The sequence below is a fragment of the Pseudomonas sp. FBF18 genome (assembly GCF_024261405.1).
GTDB classification, from domain to species: Bacteria; Pseudomonadota; Gammaproteobacteria; order Pseudomonadales; family Pseudomonadaceae; genus Aquipseudomonas; species Aquipseudomonas palmensis.
This window is the reverse complement of record NZ_QKRS01000023.1, coordinates 75,992-89,441: the sequence shown is the minus strand read 5'-3', so window position 1 is coordinate 89,441 and position 13,450 is coordinate 75,992. Positions and strand designations below refer to the sequence as shown.

The 13,450-nt window shown below is 55.8% G+C and carries 27 protein-coding genes; all 27 read left to right on the top strand.

The genetic code is table 11. The annotated features are described in order from the left end of the window. Positions 1-174 precede the first annotated feature (174 nt). The 27 genes from rpsJ (at position 175) to rpoA (ending at position 13,446) form a co-directional block, all read left to right on the top strand. A complete protein-coding gene (gene rpsJ / locus DN387_RS24675; RefSeq protein ID WP_003186070.1) occupies positions 175-486 on the top strand; it encodes a 30S ribosomal protein S10 in 312 nt (103 codons plus the stop codon). An 81-nt stretch (positions 487-567) separates the two neighbouring features. Beyond that, the gene (rplC, locus tag DN387_RS24670) at positions 568-1,203 is read left to right on the top strand and encodes a 50S ribosomal protein L3 (RefSeq protein WP_043861931.1); all 636 of its coding nucleotides are present in this window, start codon (positions 568-570) and stop codon (positions 1,201-1,203) included. Positions 1,204-1,215: 12 nt separating this feature from the next. Then, entirely contained in the window at positions 1,216-1,818 is a 603-nt protein-coding gene (gene rplD / locus DN387_RS24665) for a 50S ribosomal protein L4 (RefSeq protein WP_010220305.1), read from the top strand. Next, entirely contained in the window at positions 1,815-2,114 is a 300-nt protein-coding gene (rplW, locus tag DN387_RS24660) for a 50S ribosomal protein L23 (protein WP_009397515.1), read from the top strand. Before rplD ends, rplW begins: the two co-directional genes overlap by 4 nt. Before the next feature lie 14 nt (positions 2,115-2,128). After that, a complete protein-coding gene (gene rplB / locus DN387_RS24655) occupies positions 2,129-2,953 on the top strand; it encodes a 50S ribosomal protein L2 (protein ID WP_078481646.1) in 825 nt (274 codons plus the stop codon). A 16-nt stretch (positions 2,954-2,969) separates the two neighbouring features. Further along, complete coding sequence (rpsS, locus tag DN387_RS24650; RefSeq protein ID WP_002555486.1) at positions 2,970-3,245, top strand: 30S ribosomal protein S19; 276 nt, start codon at positions 2,970-2,972, stop codon at positions 3,243-3,245. 11 nt (positions 3,246-3,256) lie between these two features. Continuing rightward, on the top strand, positions 3,257-3,589 hold the full coding sequence (gene rplV / locus DN387_RS24645) for a 50S ribosomal protein L22 (RefSeq protein ID WP_003103908.1): 333 nt from the start codon (positions 3,257-3,259) through the stop codon (positions 3,587-3,589). A gap of 13 nt (positions 3,590-3,602) precedes the next feature. Then, on the top strand, positions 3,603-4,289 hold the full coding sequence (rpsC, locus tag DN387_RS24640) for a 30S ribosomal protein S3 (RefSeq protein ID WP_010220308.1): 687 nt from the start codon (positions 3,603-3,605) through the stop codon (positions 4,287-4,289). A 12-nt stretch (positions 4,290-4,301) separates the two neighbouring features. Continuing rightward, complete coding sequence (gene rplP, locus DN387_RS24635) at positions 4,302-4,715, top strand: 50S ribosomal protein L16 (RefSeq protein WP_003255479.1); 414 nt, start codon at positions 4,302-4,304, stop codon at positions 4,713-4,715. Then, the gene (gene rpmC, locus DN387_RS24630) at positions 4,715-4,906 is read left to right on the top strand and encodes a 50S ribosomal protein L29 (RefSeq protein ID WP_002555481.1); all 192 of its coding nucleotides are present in this window, start codon (positions 4,715-4,717) and stop codon (positions 4,904-4,906) included. Before rplP ends, rpmC begins: the two co-directional genes overlap by 1 nt. Before the next feature lie 2 nt (positions 4,907-4,908). Next, positions 4,909-5,175 carry a 30S ribosomal protein S17 gene (gene rpsQ / locus DN387_RS24625; protein ID WP_008374160.1) on the top strand — a complete coding sequence of 89 codons (267 nt, stop codon included), beginning with the start codon at positions 4,909-4,911 and terminating at the stop codon, positions 5,173-5,175. Positions 5,176-5,198: 23 nt separating this feature from the next. Beyond that, a complete protein-coding gene (gene rplN / locus DN387_RS24620; RefSeq protein WP_002555479.1) occupies positions 5,199-5,567 on the top strand; it encodes a 50S ribosomal protein L14 in 369 nt (122 codons plus the stop codon). Between the two features lie 11 nt (positions 5,568-5,578). Then, positions 5,579-5,893 carry a 50S ribosomal protein L24 gene (gene rplX / locus DN387_RS24615; protein ID WP_008374158.1) on the top strand — a complete coding sequence of 105 codons (315 nt, stop codon included), beginning with the start codon at positions 5,579-5,581 and terminating at the stop codon, positions 5,891-5,893. Between the two features lie 20 nt (positions 5,894-5,913). Beyond that, on the top strand, positions 5,914-6,453 hold the full coding sequence (rplE, locus tag DN387_RS24610; protein WP_043861930.1) for a 50S ribosomal protein L5: 540 nt from the start codon (positions 5,914-5,916) through the stop codon (positions 6,451-6,453). Positions 6,454-6,466: 13 nt separating this feature from the next. Continuing rightward, positions 6,467-6,772: a 30S ribosomal protein S14 gene (gene rpsN / locus DN387_RS24605; protein WP_043861929.1), complete on the top strand. Its 306-nt coding sequence runs from the start codon at positions 6,467-6,469 to the stop codon at positions 6,770-6,772. 208 nt (positions 6,773-6,980) lie between these two features. Beyond that, positions 6,981-7,373, top strand: a complete 393-nt coding sequence (gene rpsH, locus DN387_RS24600; RefSeq protein ID WP_010220313.1) for a 30S ribosomal protein S8 — start codon at positions 6,981-6,983, stop codon at positions 7,371-7,373. Positions 7,374-7,385: 12 nt separating this feature from the next. Beyond that, positions 7,386-7,919: a 50S ribosomal protein L6 gene (rplF, locus tag DN387_RS24595; protein ID WP_043861928.1), complete on the top strand. Its 534-nt coding sequence runs from the start codon at positions 7,386-7,388 to the stop codon at positions 7,917-7,919. Between the two features lie 10 nt (positions 7,920-7,929). Further along, the gene (rplR, locus tag DN387_RS24590) at positions 7,930-8,280 is read left to right on the top strand and encodes a 50S ribosomal protein L18 (protein ID WP_043861927.1); all 351 of its coding nucleotides are present in this window, start codon (positions 7,930-7,932) and stop codon (positions 8,278-8,280) included. Positions 8,281-8,283: 3 nt separating this feature from the next. After that, positions 8,284-8,784 carry a 30S ribosomal protein S5 gene (gene rpsE / locus DN387_RS24585; RefSeq protein ID WP_043861926.1) on the top strand — a complete coding sequence of 167 codons (501 nt, stop codon included), beginning with the start codon at positions 8,284-8,286 and terminating at the stop codon, positions 8,782-8,784. 2 nt (positions 8,785-8,786) lie between these two features. Next, positions 8,787-8,963, top strand: a complete 177-nt coding sequence (rpmD, locus tag DN387_RS24580) for a 50S ribosomal protein L30 (RefSeq protein ID WP_010220317.1) — start codon at positions 8,787-8,789, stop codon at positions 8,961-8,963. Positions 8,964-8,966: 3 nt separating this feature from the next. Then, positions 8,967-9,401: a 50S ribosomal protein L15 gene (gene rplO / locus DN387_RS24575; RefSeq protein WP_010220318.1), complete on the top strand. Its 435-nt coding sequence runs from the start codon at positions 8,967-8,969 to the stop codon at positions 9,399-9,401. Further along, positions 9,402-10,733 carry a preprotein translocase subunit SecY gene (gene secY / locus DN387_RS24570; protein WP_043861925.1) on the top strand — a complete coding sequence of 444 codons (1,332 nt, stop codon included), beginning with the start codon at positions 9,402-9,404 and terminating at the stop codon, positions 10,731-10,733. It begins immediately after the preceding gene. A gap of 28 nt (positions 10,734-10,761) precedes the next feature. Further along, positions 10,762-10,878, top strand: coding sequence for a 50S ribosomal protein L36 (rpmJ, locus tag DN387_RS24565; RefSeq protein WP_002555468.1), 117 nt, complete (start codon positions 10,762-10,764; stop codon positions 10,876-10,878). 131 nt (positions 10,879-11,009) lie between these two features. Then, positions 11,010-11,366 carry a 30S ribosomal protein S13 gene (gene rpsM, locus DN387_RS24560; protein ID WP_043861924.1) on the top strand — a complete coding sequence of 119 codons (357 nt, stop codon included), beginning with the start codon at positions 11,010-11,012 and terminating at the stop codon, positions 11,364-11,366. 30 nt (positions 11,367-11,396) lie between these two features. Beyond that, the gene (rpsK, locus tag DN387_RS24555; RefSeq protein WP_002555466.1) at positions 11,397-11,786 is read left to right on the top strand and encodes a 30S ribosomal protein S11; all 390 of its coding nucleotides are present in this window, start codon (positions 11,397-11,399) and stop codon (positions 11,784-11,786) included. Positions 11,787-11,801: 15 nt separating this feature from the next. Next, positions 11,802-12,422, top strand: a complete 621-nt coding sequence (gene rpsD / locus DN387_RS24550; RefSeq protein ID WP_043861923.1) for a 30S ribosomal protein S4 — start codon at positions 11,802-11,804, stop codon at positions 12,420-12,422. A gap of 22 nt (positions 12,423-12,444) precedes the next feature. Next, a complete protein-coding gene (rpoA, locus tag DN387_RS24545) occupies positions 12,445-13,446 on the top strand; it encodes a DNA-directed RNA polymerase subunit alpha (protein ID WP_003186012.1) in 1,002 nt (333 codons plus the stop codon). Positions 13,447-13,450: the final 4 nt, after the last annotated feature.

Here is a 13,450-nt window from a genome sequence, read left to right as displayed (position 1 = left end):
CGCCGGCGTCGTAGCCAAAATCATCGAGTAATCGTTGATCGTTTAGAAAGGCCCCCGCTTTTGCGGGGGCTTTTTTATTGGGTTGACACTCAGTGGGGGTGTCTATAGAATCACGCCTCCTTTTAACGGGCGTAGTGCGCCCGGTGGGAATAGCAGCCTGGAGTCTGAAATCCAATGCAAAATCAGCAAATCCGTATCAGGTTGAAGGCTTTTGACCATCGCCTGATCGACCAATCCACCCAGGAAATCGTGGAAACCGCGAAACGTACTGGTGCTCAAGTGCGTGGTCCAATTCCACTGCCTACCCGTAAAGAGCGGTTCACCGTTCTGGTCTCCCCGCACGTCAACAAAGACGCGCGTGACCAGTACGAGATCCGTACTCATAAGCGCGTACTGGACATCGTCCAGCCAACGGATAAAACCGTTGATGCTCTTATGAAGCTCGATCTTGCGGCAGGCGTGGAAGTGCAGATCAGCCTCGGCTAAGACTCGGGTCTTAGTCGTGTAACGCTCTGAAATGGGCGGCCATAGCGGGTGAAAGCCCCGTACACTCATGAGGTTTACAACATGACTATTGGTGTAGTCGGTCGTAAATGCGGTATGACCCGTATTTTCACCGAAGAAGGTGTCTCCATTCCGGTCACGGTCATTGAGATCGAGCCGAATCGCGTCACCCAGTTCAAAACCGAAGAAACTGATGGCTATCGCGCAGTGCAAGTCACTGTTGGCGAGCGTCGCGCTTCGCGTGTGACTGCTGCTCAAGCAGGTCACTTCGCTAAAGCGAACGTTGCCGCTGGTCGCGGTGTCTGGGAATTCCGTCTTGAAGAAGGCGAGTACCAGGCTGGCGACTTGATCAATGCAGAAATCTTCGCTGCTGGCCAAATGGTAGATGTTACCGGTCAGTCGAAAGGTAAAGGCTTTGCCGGTACCATCAAGCGTTGGAATTTCCGCGGTCAAGACAATACCCACGGTAACTCCGTTTCCCACCGCGTCCCGGGCTCTATCGGCCAGTGCCAGACTCCTGGTCGTGTATTCAAGGGCAAAAAAATGTCCGGTCACATGGGCGCCGAGCGCGTGACCGTTCAGTCCCTCGAAGTAGTGCGCGTCGACGCTGAACGCAATCTGTTGCTGGTCAAGGGTGCCGTTCCTGGCGCTACTGGCGGCAATCTGGTTGTGCGTCCGGCTGCCAAGGCTCGCGGTTAAGGGGAAGCTGACATGCAACTAAATGTAAATGACGCTCAAGCGATCGAAGTTTCCGAACTGACTTTCGGCGGCGAATTCAACGAGACGCTGGTACACCAAGCAGTCGTGGCCTACATGGCCGGCGGCCGTCAGGGCACCAAGCAGCAGAAAACCCGTTCCGACGTTGCTGGTGGCGGCAAGCGCCCATGGCGTCAGAAAGGCACTGGCCGCGCTCGTGCCGGTACTATCCGTAGCCCAATCTGGCGTGGCGGCGGTACCACTTTCGCAGCTCGTCCTCAAGACCACTCGCAGAAGCTCAACAAGAAGATGTACCGCGCAGCAATGCGTTCCATCCTCGCCGAGCTGGTGCGTACCGACCGTCTGGTCGTGGTTCAGGACTTCGCTGTTGAAGCACCGAAAACCAAAGACCTGCTGAACAAACTGAACGGCATGGGTCTGAGCGACGTACTGATCGTTTCTGATGCTGTTGATCAGAATCTGTACCTGGCTGCTCGCAATCTGCCGCACGTCGACGTACGTGACGTACAGGGTTCCGATCCGGTCAGTCTGATCGCATACGACAAGGTGTTGATCACCGTGTCGGCCGTGAAGAAATTCGAGGAGCTGCTGGGATGAACCAGGAACGCGTATTTAAAGTTCTACTTGGCCCGCACGTTTCCGAGAAGGCCACGGTTCTGGCTGACAAGAAAGGCCAGTTCGTTTTCAAGGTTGCTACCGACGCAACCAAGCTGGAAATCAAGAAGGCCGTCGAAAGCCTGTTCAGCGTGAAAGTGGAAAGCGTGACTACCCTGAACGTTCTGGGTAAGACCAAGCGTACCGCTCGCGGTCTGGGCAAGCGTAATGACTGGAAGAAGGCGATCATCTCCCTTCAACCCGGCCAAGATCTCGATTTCAGCAGCAGTGCTGAGTAAGGAAGGGGTGCATCATGGCAATCGTTAAATGCAAACCGACTTCCCCTGGCCGCCGTTTCGTGGTCAAGGTGGTCAACAAGGAGCTGCATAAAGGCGCTCCTCACGCACCGCTGCTCGAGAAGAAATCGAAGTCTGGTGGTCGTAACAACAATGGCCGCATCACTACGCGTCACGTAGGTGGTGGTCATAAGCAGCATTACCGTATGGTCGACTTCCGTCGCAACGACAAGGACGGCATCGTCGCCACTGTCGAGCGTATCGAATACGACCCGAACCGTACTGCTCACATCGCACTGCTCTGCTACGCAGACGGCGAGCGCCGCTACATCATCGCCCCTAAAGGCGTGAGTGCTGGCGACCAGCTGATCGCAGGTGCTCTGGCTCCAATCAAGCCAGGCAACTCCCTGCAACTGCGCAACATTCCAGTGGGTAGCACCATTCACGGCATCGAACTGAAGCCGGGCAAAGGTGCACAGATCGCTCGTTCCGCTGGTGCTTCGGCTCAGCTGATCGCTCGCGAAGGTGTCTATGTGACCCTGCGTCTGCGCTCTGGTGAAATGCGTAAAGTCCTGGCTGAGTGCCGTGCGACCCTGGGCGAAGTCTCGAACTCCGAGCACAGCCTGCGTTCGCTGGGTAAAGCTGGTGCCAAACGCTGGCGTGGCGTTCGCCCAACCGTTCGTGGTGTTGCCATGAACCCGGTTGACCACCCACATGGTGGTGGTGAAGGTCGTACCTCCGGTGGTCGTCATCCGGTATCGCCATGGGGCTTCCCGACTAAGGGCGCGAAGACTCGTGGTAATAAGCGTACCGACAAAATGATCGTCCGTCGTCGCAAGTAAATAGAGGGATACGACAGTGCCACGTTCTCTGAAAAAAGGTCCTTTTATCGATCTTCACCTACTGAAGAAGATCGAAGTGGCGGCGGAAAAGAACGATCGCAAACCAGTTAAGACCTGGTCGCGCCGTTCGATGATCCTGCCACAAATGGTCGGTCTGACCATCGCGGTACACAACGGTCGCCAACACGTCCCAGTTCTCGTGAACGAAGACATGGTCGGCCATAAACTGGGCGAGTTCGCCGGTACCCGCACCTACCGCGGGCACGTGGCTGACAAGAAAGCCAAGCGTTAAGGGGTAAGGAAATGGAAGTAGCCGCTAAGTTGTCGGGCGCTCGCATCTCCGCCCAGAAAGCCCGCTTGGTCGCCGACCAGATCCGCGGGAAGAAGGTGGGCGAAGCGCTCAACCTGTTGGCCTTCAGCAGCAAAAAAGCCGCTGAAATCATGAAGAAAGTCCTCGAGTCGGCCGTAGCCAACGCCGAGCATAACGAAGGCGCAGACGTTGATGACCTGAAGGTCTCCACCGTTTTCGTCAACGAAGGGCGTTCGCTGAAGCGCATCATGCCGCGTGCCAAAGGCCGCGCTGATCGCATCGTCAAGCGGTCTTGCCATATCACTGTCAAGGTTGCGGACAAGTAACGGAGTCGATCAGATGGGTCAGAAAGTACATCCCACTGGCATTCGCCTGGGAATCGTCAAGGAGCACACCTCCGTCTGGTACGCAGACGGTCGGACTTATGCGGACTATTTGCTCGCAGATCTGAATGTGCGTGAGTACCTCCAAGACAAACTAAAAAGCGCGTCCGTTAGCCGTATCGATATCCATCGTCCGGCTCAAACTGCACGCATCACCATCCACACCGCTCGTCCAGGTATCGTTATCGGGAAGAAAGGTGAAGATGTTGAGAAACTGCGTCAGGACCTGACCAAGCAAATGGGTGTGCCTGTGCACATCAATATCGAAGAGATCCGCAAGCCGGAACTCGACGGTATGCTGGTAGCTCAGAGCGTAGCTCAGCAGCTGGAGCGTCGTGTGATGTTCCGTCGCGCCATGAAGCGCGCCGTACAGAACGCCATGCGTATTGGTGCCAAGGGCATCAAGATCCAGGTGAGCGGTCGTCTCGGCGGTGCTGAAATCGCACGTACTGAATGGTATCGCGAAGGTCGTGTGCCACTGCACACCCTGCGTGCCGACATCGACTATGCCACTTACGAAGCTCACACCACTTACGGTGTGATCGGTGTGAAGGTTTGGATTTTCAAAGGCGAAGTTATTGGTGGTCGCCAAGAAGAACTGAAACCACAAGCACCAGCGCCTCGTAAAAAAGCTGCTAAGTAAGGGGTACGCCAAATGTTGCAACCAAAGCGTACAAAATTCCGCAAGCAGATGACTGGCCACAACCGTGGTCTGGCACTGCGCGGTAGCAAAGTCAGCTTCGGCGAGTTTGCTCTGAAAGCTGTTGCTCGCGGTCGTCTCACCGCTCGCCAGATCGAATCGGCACGTCGTGCCCTGACCCGTCACGTAAAACGTGGCGGCAAGATCTGGATCCGTGTATTCCCGGACAAGCCGATCTCCAAGAAGCCTCTCGAAGTGCGGATGGGTAAAGGTAAGGGTTCCGTGGAGTACTGGGTTGCCCAGATCCAGCCAGGCAAGGTCCTGTACGAGATCGAGGGTGTTTCTGAAGAGCTGGCGCGTGAGGCATTCGCCTTGGCGGCTGCAAAGCTGCCTCTCGCCACCTCCTTTGTTAAGCGGACGGTGATGTGATGAAAGCGAATGAACTTCGTGAAAAATCAGCACAGCAGCTGAACGAGCAACTGCTCGGCTTGCTGCGCGACCAGTTCAATCTGCGTATGCAGAAGGCAACTGGCCAGTTGGGGCAGTCGCACCTGCTCTCGCAAGTTAAGCGTGACATCGCTCGCGTGAAAACTGTGCTCAACCAGCAGGCAGGTAAGTGATCATGGCTGAAGCTGAAAAAACCGTCCGTACGCTGACTGGCCGTGTCGTCAGCGACAAGATGGACAAAACCATCACCGTACTGATCGAGCGTCGCGTAAAGCACCCGATCTACGGTAAATACGTTAAGCGTTCGACTAAGCTGCACGCGCACGACGAAACCAACCAGTGCCACATCGGCGACAAGGTCTCCATCCGCGAGACTCGTCCGCTGGCCAAGACCAAGTCCTGGGCACTGGTTGAAGTTCTCGAACGCGCTGTTGAAGTCTAAGGGCTAGGGGTCGGAGAAATTTTATGATTCAGACTCAATCCATGCTCGATGTGGCCGATAACAGCGGCGCTCGTCGCGTCATGTGCATCAAGGTGCTCGGCGGTTCGCACCGTCGCTACGCCGGTATCGGTGACATCATCAAGGTAACCGTCAAGGAAGCAATTCCTCGCGGTAAAGTGAAGAAAGGCCAGGTGATGACTGCTGTTGTAGTCCGCACTCGCCACGGTGTCCGTCGTGCTGACGGCTCCATCATCCGCTTTGATGGCAATGCTGCTGTTCTGCTGAACAACAAGCAAGAGCCGATCGGCACCCGTATCTTTGGGCCAGTGACCCGTGAACTTCGTACTGAGAAGTTCATGAAGATCGTCTCGCTCGCCCCAGAAGTGCTGTAAGGAGATCCGACATGCAAAAGATTCGTCGTGACGACGAGATCATCGTGATCGCCGGCAAAGACAAAGGTAAGCGCGGTAAGGTGCTCAAGGTTCTCGCTGACGACCGTCTGGTCGTTGGTGGGATCAACCTGGTGAAGCGTCATACCAAGCCTAACCCTATGTCGGGCGTACAAGGCGGTATCGTCGAGAAAGAAGCGCCACTGCACGCTTCCAACGTCGCCATCTTCAACGGCGAAACCAACAAGGCTGACCGCGTTGGTTTCAAAGTAGAAGAAGGCAAAAAAATTCGTGTCTTCAAGTCGACCCAAAAAGCGGTTGATGCTTGAACACTGCTAGGTAGAAGACCATGGCACGACTGAAAGAGATTTACCGGAAGGAAATTGCTCCCAAGCTTAAGGAAGAACTTAAGCTGGCGAACGTGATGGAAGTTCCGCGCGTTACCAAGATCACCCTGAACATGGGTCTGGGCGAAGCTGTCGGCGACAAGAAAGTCATCGAGCACGCTGTAGCTGACCTCGAGAAGATCACCGGTCAAAAAGCCGTTGTGACTTTCGCTCGGAAATCCATCGCGGGCTTTAAAGTCCGTGAGGGCTGGCCGATCGGCGTCAAAGTCACTCTGCGCCGTGATCGTATGTACGAATTCCTGGACCGCCTGCTGGCGATCTCCCTGCCTCGGGTTCGCGACTTCCGCGGCCTGAATGCCAAGTCCTTCGACGGTCGTGGCAACTACAGCATGGGCGTGAAAGAGCAGATCATCTTCCCGGAAATCGACTACGACAAGATCGATGCTCTGCGCGGTCTGGACATTACCCTGACCACCACTGCTCGTACGGATGACGAAGGTCGCGCTCTGCTGCGCGCTTTCAAATTCCCGTTCCGCAACTGATTGGAGTAGGAAAATGGCCAAGAAGAGCATGAAAAACCGCGAGCTGAAGCGTCAGCTCACGGTTGCTAAATACGCCAAGAAGCGTGCTGAGCTCAAAGCTACCATCGTTAATCTGAATGCAACTCCAGAAGAACGTTGGGCAGCCTCGATCGCTCTGCAGAAGCAGCCACGTGACGCAAGCGCCTCGCGCATGCGTAACCGCTGCCGCATCACCGGTCGTCCACACGGCGTTTACCGCAAGTTCGGCCTCGGCCGTAACAAGCTGCGTGAAGCAGCAATGCGCGGTGACGTTCCAGGTCTGGTCAAAGCCAGCTGGTAAGACGTACCGGCAGGGCCCTGGCGGCGGGGGAGTGATCTTCCGACCGCCGGTGATCTTGCAACGAAACAAGCCCCTTATGGGGCTTGTTTCGTTTCTGGGATGTGTCTAGAATGACCGGCTCACCTGAGCCCGGGTTTTTTGCCCGTTGTGTTCAGGTGACTGTAGTAGCCGAAAGGCTAATTTTTCTTGTATCAGGAGCGTCTAGCCCATGAGTATGCAGGACCCGTTAGCGGACATGCTAACTCGAATCCGTAATGCCCAGATGGCTGAAAAGTCCGTCGTAAGCATGCCGTCCTCGACCCTGAAGGTGGCTGTAGCCAAAGTTCTGAAAGACGAAGGTTACATCGCGGGTTATCAGGTCAGCAGTGAAGTCAAACCTTCGCTGTCCATCGAGCTGAAATACTTCGAAGGCCGTCCGGTCATCGAGGAAGTCAAGCGCGTAAGTCGTCCAGGCCTGCGTCAGTACAAGTCCGTCGAAGAACTGCCGAAAGTACGTGGCGGTCTGGGCGTGTCTATCGTCTCCACCAACAAAGGTGTGATGACTGATCGTGCTGCGCGCGCTGCCGGTGTCGGCGGCGAAGTACTCTGCACAGTGTTCTAAGGGGGGATAAGCATGTCTCGCGTCGCTAAGAACCCCGTTAAGCTGCCAGCCGGTGTCGAAGTCAAATTCGTCGGCCAACAGCTTTCGGTGAAGGGTGCCAAGGGCACTCTCGAACTGAACGTTCACTCGTCCGTTGAAGTTGTTGAAGAAGCTGGTGAGCTGCGTTTCGCTGCTCGCAACGGCGACCAACAAACTCGCGCAATGGCCGGCACTACCCGTGCACTCGTGAACAACATGGTCCAGGGCGTAAGCCAAGGCTTCGAGCGCAAGCTCCAGCTGGTCGGTGTTGGTTACAAGGCGCAAGCCAAGGGCACCGTGCTGAACCTGGCGCTCGGCTTCTCGCACCCAGTGGATTATGAACTGCCTGAGGGCATCACCGCTGAGACCCCTAGCCAGACCGACATCCTGATCAAGGGTATCGACAAGCAGCTGGTAGGTCAGGTGGCCGCTGAAATCCGCGACTTCCGTCCACCAGAGCCGTACAAAGGCAAGGGTGTGCGTTACGCGGACGAAGTCGTCCGTCGTAAAGAAGCCAAGAAGAAGTAGGGCATAGCAAATGACCGACAAAAAAGTTACTCGACTGCGTCGCGCTCGCAAAGCACGCCTGAAAATGCACGAACTCGAAGTCGTGCGTCTCTGCGTGTTCCGCTCCTCGCAGCACATCTATGCCCAGGTCATTTCGGCCGACGGCAGCAAAGTCCTGGCCAGCGCCTCGACTTTGGACAAAGACCTGCGTGATGGCGCCACTGGCAACATCGACGCGGCCACTAAGGTTGGCAAGCTGGTAGCTGAGCGCGCGAAAGCCGCCGGTGTATCTCAAGTTGCCTTTGACCGTTCTGGCTTCAAGTACCACGGCCGCGTTAAAGCGCTGGCAGATGGTGCTCGTGAAGGCGGACTGGAGTTCTAAGTTATGTCAAATAACGATCAAAAGCGCGACGAAGGCTACATCGAGAAGCTGGTTCAAGTTAACCGCGTAGCCAAAACCGTAAAAGGCGGCCGTATCTTCACCTTCACCGCGTTGACCGTGGTAGGTGATGGCAAGGGTCGCGTTGGTTTCGGCCGTGGCAAATCGCGCGAAGTACCTGCTGCGATCCAGAAAGCCATGGAAGCTGCCCGTCGCAACATGATTCAGGTAGACCTGAACGGCACCACTCTGCAGTACGCCACCAAGTCCGCCCACGGCGCTTCGAAGGTGTACATGCAGCCTGCTTCCGACGGTACCGGTATCATCGCCGGTGGCGCGATGCGTGCTGTCCTGGAAGTTGCTGGCGTTCAGAACGTCCTGGCCAAGTGCTACGGCTCGACCAACCCAGTGAACGTGGTTCATGCCACTTTCAAGGGTCTGAAGGCTATGCAATCTCCTGAATCCATTGCTGCCAAGCGCGGCAAGAGCGTCGAGGAGATCCGCTGATCATGGCTACCGTCAAAGTAACGCTGATCAAAAGCACCGCCGGCCGTCTCCCTAACCACAAACTGTGTGTTAAGGGTCTGGGTCTGCGCCGCATCGGTCACACTGTAGAAGTCCTGGATACTCCCGAGAATCGCGGGATGATCAACAAGGCTTACTACATGCTGCGCGTCGAGGGTTAATCGATGAAACTCAATGATCTGAGTCCAGCGCCGGGTTCCCGTCGCGAGAAGCATCGTCCGGGTCGTGGTATCGGTAGTGGTTTGGGCAAGACCGGTGGCCGTGGCCACAAAGGTCAGACCTCCCGCTCCGGTGGCACCATCGCTCCAGGCTTTGAAGGCGGTCAACAGCCGCTGCACCGTCGTCTGCCGAAATTCGGCTTCGTTTCCCTGAAAGCCATGGACCGCGCAGAAGTGCGTCTGTCCGAGTTGGCCAAAGTGGAAGGCGACGTTGTCACCGTGCAATCCTTGAAGGATGCCAACGTGATTAACCAAAACGTACAGCGTGTGAAAATCATGCTGTCCGGCGAAGTTACTCGCGCGGTCACCATCAAGGGTATCGCAGCCACCAAAGGTGCGCGTGCGGCTATCGAAGCAGCTGGCGGCAAGTTCGAGGAATAAATGGCTAAGCAAGGTGCTCTCTCTTCGCTCGGTAAAGGCGGGATGTCTGAACTTTGGGCTCGTCTGCGTTTTCTGTTTCTGGCGATCATCGTCTATCGGATAGGCGCACACATCCCAGTTCCAGGCATCAACCCGGACCGGCTGGCGGAACTGTTTCGACAGAATGAGGGGACCATTCTTAGCTTGTTCAACATGTTTTCCGGCGGCGCGCTGGAACGGATGAGCATCTTTGCACTGGGGATCATGCCGTACATTTCGGCATCGATCATCATGCAGCTGATGACCGCCGTCAGCCCGCAGCTGGAGCAGTTGAAGAAGGAAGGTGAAGCTGGCCGTCGCAAGATCAGCCAGTACACCCGCTACGGCACCGTTATCCTGGCGCTGGTCCAGGCTGTTGGCATGTCCATCGGCCTGGCCGGTCAGGGTGTAGCGTTTTCTGCTGACTTTGGCTTCCATTTCGTCGCTGTCTCCACGTTTGTGGCGGGTGCGATGTTCATGATGTGGCTGGGTGAGCAAATCACGGAGCGCGGTGTAGGCAACGGTATCTCGATGTTGATTTTCGCAGGTATCGTCGCCGGTCTTCCGAGAGCAATCGGGCAGTCTTTCGAGTCTGCACGTACGGGCGATATCAACATTTTCGCTCTGGTCGCTATCGGTTTGCTGGCAGTAGCGATTATCGGTTTTGTGGTGTTCATTGAGCGTGGTCAGCGTCGAATCGCCGTTCACTACGCCAAGCGTCAGCAGGGCCGCAAGGTCTTCGCTGCGCAGACTAGCCACTTGCCGCTGAAGGTGAACATGGCCGGGGTCATCCCAGCCATTTTCGCAAGCAGCATTTTGCTGTTCCCGGCTTCGCTGGGTGCCTGGTTTGGTCAGTCTGAAGGTATGGGCTGGCTGCAGGACATCTCGCAGTCGATCGCTCCTGGTCAGCCGTTGAATATTCTGCTGTTTAGTGCAGGGATTATTTTCTTCTGCTTCTTCTATACGGCGTTGATGTTCAATCCGAAAGACGTAGCGGAAAACCTGAAGAAGTCCGGTGCCTTTATTCCGGGCATCCGTCCAGGCGAGCAGTCGGCGCGCTACATTGATGGCGTTCTGACCCGCTTGACCATGTTCGGTGCTCTTTATATGACGGCCGTGTGTCTGTTGCCCCAGTTCCTGGTGGTAGCGGCAAACGTTCCGTTCTACCTTGGCGGGACCTCGTTGCTGATTGTGGTAGTGGTTGTGATGGACTTCATGTCCCAAGTACAATCGCACCTCGTTTCGCACCAGTACGAATCCCTGATGAAGAAAGCCAACCTGAAAGGCTACGGTGGCAGCGGAATGCTGCGCTGAGAGACCCTTAAGGTTCGAGGAGTTGGTGATGAAAGTTCGTGCATCGGTGAAAAAGCTGTGCCGTAACTGCAAAATTATTCGCCGCGAAGGTGTTGTGCGAGTGATTTGCAGCGCGGAACCACGTCACAAGCAGCGCCAAGGCTGAGTGTGATCTGTGCTTCAAACCCAGCAGCTAGTGCGCTGCTGGGTTGATTATTTGTTTCTACAGCGATATTATCTCGCGCCCTATTTCTTGGCTTCCGGGGCGTAGGTAGCTGTCAATTGGAGTCCCACTGAATGGCCCGTATTGCAGGCGTTAACATTCCAGATAACAAGCACACTGTTATCTCGCTGACCTACATCTATGGTGTCGGTCGCACAACTGCACAGAAAATCTGTGCAGACACTGGGGTCAACCCAGCCGTGAAGATCAAAGATCTGAGCGACGAGCAGATTGAACAGCTGCGTAGCGAAGTTGCGAAGTTCACCACTGAAGGTGACCTGCGTCGCGACATCAACATGAAAATCAAGCGGTTGATGGACCTGGGTTGCTACCGCGGCCTGCGTCATCGTCGGGGTCTGCCAGTACGCGGTCAGCGTACCAAGACCAACGCGCGTACCCGTAAAGGTCCGCGTAAGCCGATCCGCAAGTAATCGCACCAGCGAATCGACAGGAATATAGACATGGCAAAACCTGCTGCTCGTCCTCGTAAAAAAGTTAAAAAGACAGTGGTTGATGGCATCGCCCACATCCATGCGTCCTTTAACAACACCATCGTGACCATTACCGATCGTCAAGGTAACGCCCTGTCCTGGGCTACCTCCGGCGGTTCGGGTTTCCGCGGTTCCCGCAAGTCCACCCCGTTCGCTGCTCAAGTAGCTGCTGAGCGTGCTGGTCAAGCTGCGCTGGAATATGGTCTGAAGAACCTCGACGTCAACGTCAAGGGTCCAGGTCCAGGTCGTGAGTCCGCTGTTCGTGCTCTGAACGGCTGTGGCTACAAGATCGCCAGCATCACCGACGTGACGCCAATCCCGCATAACGGGTGCCGTCCGCCGAAGAAGCGCCGCGTGTAATCAGGAGACAGATAAATGGCACGTTACATTGGTCCAAAATGCAAACTGTCTCGTCGTGAAGGCACCGATCTGTTCCTGAAGAGCGGCGTTCGCGCTCTGGAATCGAAGTGCAACATCGAAGCAGCCCCAGGTATTCACGGTCAGCGCCGCGGTCGTCAGTCCGACTACGGCACCCAGCTGCGTGAAAAGCAAAAAGTCCGTCGTATCTACGGCGTGCTCGAGCGTCAGTTCAGCGGTTACTACAAGCAAGCGGCCTCCTCGAAGGGCGCTACTGGTGAGAACCTGCTGCAACTGCTCGAATGCCGTCTGGATAACGTCGTTTATCGTATGGGCTTTGGCGCTACTCGTGCCGAATCCCGTCAGCTGGTTTCGCACAAAGCGATCAGCGTTAACGGCAAGACTGTAAACGTTCCGTCCTACCAAGTTCGTCCGGGTGACGTGGTCGCGGTTCGCGAGAAGTCGCTGAACCAGCTGCGCATTGTTCAAGCCCTTGAACTGTGCGCCCAGCGTGGCCGCGTTGAGTGGGTAGATGTAGACACCGCGAAGAAGTCGGGCGTTTTCAAGAACGTTCCTGCTCGCAGTGATCTGTCTGCCGACATCAACGAAAGCCTGATTGTCGAGCTCTACTCCAAGTAAGGGCTAGAAAATAGGTGCATCCATGCAGATTTCGGTAAATGAGTTCCTGACGCCCCGCCACATCGATGTGCAGGTCGTCAGTCCAACCCGCGCTAAAATCACTCTCGAGCCTCTCGAGCGTGGTTTTGGCCATACCCTGGGCAACGCGCTGCGCCGCATCCTGTTGTCCTCCATGCCTGGCTGTGCAGTAGTCGAGGCCGAGATCGACGGTGTACTCCACGAGTACTCCGCCATCGAAGGTGTTCAGGAAGACGTCATTGAAATCCTGTTGAACCTGAAAGGCCTGGCTATCAAACTGCACGGTCGTGACGAAGTTACGCTGACCTTGTCGAAGAAGGGTTCGGGGGTGGTTACCGCTGCCGATATTCAGCTGGATCATGATGTCGAGATCGTTAACCCCGATCACGTAATCGCTAACCTGGCGTCCAATGGCGCCTTGAACATGAAGCTCACCGTAGCTCGTGGTCGTGGTTATGAACCGGCCGATTCGCGTCAGAGCGATGAAGACGAAAGCCGCAGCATTGGTCGCTTGCAGCTCGACTCTTCGTTCAGCCCGGTTCGCCGTATCGCATACGTGGTGGAAAACGCCCGTGTCGAGCAGCGTACTAACCTGGACAAGCTGGTTATTGATCTGGAAACCAACGGTACTCTGGATCCTGAAGAGGCAATCCGTCGTGCTGCAACCATCCTGCAACAGCAGTTGGCTGCATTCGTCGACCTCAAGGGTGACAGCGAACCAGTGGTAGTCGAACAGGAAGACGAGATCGATCCGATCCTGCTTCGTCCGGTTGACGATCTGGAATTGACCGTGCGTTCGGCCAACTGCCTTAAGGCGGAGAACATTTACTACATCGGCGACCTGATTCAGCGTACCGAAGTAGAACTGTTGAAGACTCCGAACCTGGGCAAGAAATCCTTGACCGAAATCAAGGACGTTCTGGCCTCCCGTGGTCTGTCCCTCGGCATGCGCCTCGACAACTGGCCGCCTGCAAGTCTTAAGAAGGACGACAAGGCGACTGCCTGATCGT

What these genes read in the sequence shown, in the direction of transcription:
- rpsJ (WP_003186070.1), top strand. Translation starts at nt 175, where the DNA reads ATGCAAAATCAGCAAATCCGTATCAGGTTGAAGGCTTTTGACCATCGC.
- rplC (WP_043861931.1), top strand. Translation starts at nt 568, where the DNA reads ATGACTATTGGTGTAGTCGGTCGTAAATGCGGTATGACCCGTATTTTC.
- rplD (WP_010220305.1), top strand. Translation starts at nt 1,216, where the DNA reads ATGCAACTAAATGTAAATGACGCTCAAGCGATCGAAGTTTCCGAACTG.
- rplW (WP_009397515.1), top strand. Translation starts at nt 1,815, where the DNA reads ATGAACCAGGAACGCGTATTTAAAGTTCTACTTGGCCCGCACGTTTCC.
- rplB (WP_078481646.1), top strand. Translation starts at nt 2,129, where the DNA reads ATGGCAATCGTTAAATGCAAACCGACTTCCCCTGGCCGCCGTTTCGTG.
- rplV (WP_003103908.1), top strand. Translation starts at nt 3,257, where the DNA reads ATGGAAGTAGCCGCTAAGTTGTCGGGCGCTCGCATCTCCGCCCAGAAA.
- rpsC (WP_010220308.1), top strand. Translation starts at nt 3,603, where the DNA reads ATGGGTCAGAAAGTACATCCCACTGGCATTCGCCTGGGAATCGTCAAG.
- rplP (WP_003255479.1), top strand. Translation starts at nt 4,302, where the DNA reads ATGTTGCAACCAAAGCGTACAAAATTCCGCAAGCAGATGACTGGCCAC.
- rpmC (WP_002555481.1), top strand. Translation starts at nt 4,715, where the DNA reads ATGAAAGCGAATGAACTTCGTGAAAAATCAGCACAGCAGCTGAACGAG.
- rpsQ (WP_008374160.1), top strand. Translation starts at nt 4,909, where the DNA reads ATGGCTGAAGCTGAAAAAACCGTCCGTACGCTGACTGGCCGTGTCGTC.
- rplN (WP_002555479.1), top strand. Translation starts at nt 5,199, where the DNA reads ATGATTCAGACTCAATCCATGCTCGATGTGGCCGATAACAGCGGCGCT.
- rplX (WP_008374158.1), top strand. Translation starts at nt 5,579, where the DNA reads ATGCAAAAGATTCGTCGTGACGACGAGATCATCGTGATCGCCGGCAAA.
- rplE (WP_043861930.1), top strand. Translation starts at nt 5,914, where the DNA reads ATGGCACGACTGAAAGAGATTTACCGGAAGGAAATTGCTCCCAAGCTT.
- rpsN (WP_043861929.1), top strand. Translation starts at nt 6,467, where the DNA reads ATGGCCAAGAAGAGCATGAAAAACCGCGAGCTGAAGCGTCAGCTCACG.
- rpsH (WP_010220313.1), top strand. Translation starts at nt 6,981, where the DNA reads ATGAGTATGCAGGACCCGTTAGCGGACATGCTAACTCGAATCCGTAAT.
- rplF (WP_043861928.1), top strand. Translation starts at nt 7,386, where the DNA reads ATGTCTCGCGTCGCTAAGAACCCCGTTAAGCTGCCAGCCGGTGTCGAA.
- rplR (WP_043861927.1), top strand. Translation starts at nt 7,930, where the DNA reads ATGACCGACAAAAAAGTTACTCGACTGCGTCGCGCTCGCAAAGCACGC.
- rpsE (WP_043861926.1), top strand. Translation starts at nt 8,284, where the DNA reads ATGTCAAATAACGATCAAAAGCGCGACGAAGGCTACATCGAGAAGCTG.
- rpmD (WP_010220317.1), top strand. Translation starts at nt 8,787, where the DNA reads ATGGCTACCGTCAAAGTAACGCTGATCAAAAGCACCGCCGGCCGTCTC.
- rplO (WP_010220318.1), top strand. Translation starts at nt 8,967, where the DNA reads ATGAAACTCAATGATCTGAGTCCAGCGCCGGGTTCCCGTCGCGAGAAG.
- secY (WP_043861925.1), top strand. Translation starts at nt 9,402, where the DNA reads ATGGCTAAGCAAGGTGCTCTCTCTTCGCTCGGTAAAGGCGGGATGTCT.
- rpmJ (WP_002555468.1), top strand. Translation starts at nt 10,762, where the DNA reads ATGAAAGTTCGTGCATCGGTGAAAAAGCTGTGCCGTAACTGCAAAATT.
- rpsM (WP_043861924.1), top strand. Translation starts at nt 11,010, where the DNA reads ATGGCCCGTATTGCAGGCGTTAACATTCCAGATAACAAGCACACTGTT.
- rpsK (WP_002555466.1), top strand. Translation starts at nt 11,397, where the DNA reads ATGGCAAAACCTGCTGCTCGTCCTCGTAAAAAAGTTAAAAAGACAGTG.
- rpsD (WP_043861923.1), top strand. Translation starts at nt 11,802, where the DNA reads ATGGCACGTTACATTGGTCCAAAATGCAAACTGTCTCGTCGTGAAGGC.
- rpoA (WP_003186012.1), top strand. Translation starts at nt 12,445, where the DNA reads ATGCAGATTTCGGTAAATGAGTTCCTGACGCCCCGCCACATCGATGTG.